1 protein-coding gene is annotated in these 1,571 nt (G+C 63.5%); it reads left to right on the top strand.

The genetic code is table 11. The annotated features are described in order from the left end of the window. The first annotated feature begins 175 nt into the window (after positions 1-175). Positions 176-1,459, top strand: a complete 1,284-nt coding sequence (locus V8Z74_RS26115) for an IS4 family transposase (protein ID WP_349712293.1) — start codon at positions 176-178, stop codon at positions 1,457-1,459. Positions 1,460-1,571: the final 112 nt, after the last annotated feature.

Below are 1,571 nucleotides of genomic sequence, written 5' to 3'. Positions count from 1 at the left end.
CGCAAGGTGCGGTGCCAGATGCTGAGTTGCGTGCCCGTCTTGAAGCCTTGATCACCGAAACCCAGAAACGCAAACCACCGAGCAGGGCCTCCCTGGTCCAATCCACCGAACTTAAGCAGGTACAATCCGTAAGTCATTGATTTTGTTTGATTTTCTTCTGAGGTTGGCATGATTTCTGCCTCAATACTGTGATTTTGCACAGTCCACCATCCTGACCGATTTTTCTGATCACCTGCACAGCCCGGCCTTTGCCGAGATGGCCCGCAGCCCCGATCACCCCCAGGCTTTCACCCGCGCCCGCAAGCTGCCTTTGCCCACGCTCCTGGGCGCCCTGCTCAGCTTTCGGGGCGCCAGCGTGCAAAGCGAACTCGATGCCTTCTTTGCCAGCCTCGGGTCTGTCACAAGCACCGCCGATCTGGTCTCTGATCGCGCCCTGGCCAAGGCCCGCTCCAAACTGCATGTACCCGCCCTGTGGGCGCTCAATGAGCGTTTGATCACCGCTGTAGAAGCCAGGGGCCAGTTGCACCTGTTCAAGGGCCGCCGCCTGGTCTGCGCCGATGGCACGCTGCTCGCTCCCGCCCAGCGTGCTTGTCTGCGCACCCGCTCGCTGGCCGCGCCCGTTCAGCGCGCCCTGGGCCTGTACCTGCCGAGCAACGATCTGATGCTGCATGTGGCCGTAGGTACCGAACTTGAGGGCGAGCGCCAGATGCTCTTTGACCAGCTTGATCGGCTGCGCCGGGGTGATGTGCTGATCCTGGACCGAGGCTATCCAGCCTCCTGGCTGGTGCAGGCGCTGGCACAGCGCGGCATTGACTTTGTCATCCGCTGCGACAGTACCCACGGCTGGGGCGCTGCGCGCAGCTTCCTGCGCAGTGACCACAGCGAATGCTGGAGCTGGCTCTCGCCCAGCGATGCGCAACAGGCCAGCACGTGGGAGCTGGATGGGCCGGCGTGTATGCACGCTCGTCTGGTGCGCCACGTCAGCTCCAGCGGGCGCACCCGGGTGCTGCTGACATCCCTGACCGAGGACGTGGCCTCGGTGGCCGAGTTGGCCGATCTGTATCACGGGCGCTGGCGCATCGAAGAGGCGTTCAAACGCCTGAAGCACCGGCTGGGCCTGGAGAGTGTCAGCGGGCTGAGCCAGCATGCCTTGCTGGTGGATCTGGCCACCAAGGTGCTGGCGGACAATCTGGCGGCGCTGCTCAATCGGGCGGTGCCCATGGCCTCGGGCGAGCCCGAGGGCGTGAGACGACAGGTCAACCGTGCGGCAGCAGCCAAACTGATCTCGCGCAGCATTGGCTCCATGCTGCTCATTGCGGGCGGGATCGCTCAAGGCATTCATGACTGGGTGATCACGCTCTCGCGCTGCTGGACTCGACACATCCCTGGCCGATCCCGGCCCAGAAACCCCACTCACACCAAGCCTCATCCTTCGCAGTCATACAAGCGAGCGGCTTAAGTTCGGTGGATTGCTCCCTGGTCCGCGAGGGATTGATTGATGGAATTCGCCCCGTGCGGTCGTTGCTCGTCGCCATTGCAAAGCTGCCCTGGCAGGCCACCGGCGAGCATCC

The organism is Comamonas sp. w2-DMI (genome assembly GCF_040187735.1).
Lineage (GTDB): Bacteria > Pseudomonadota > Gammaproteobacteria > Burkholderiales > Burkholderiaceae_C > Comamonas > Comamonas terrae.
The sequence above is the reverse complement of the archived record's forward strand: the minus strand, read 5'-3'. Positions and strand labels throughout refer to the sequence as shown.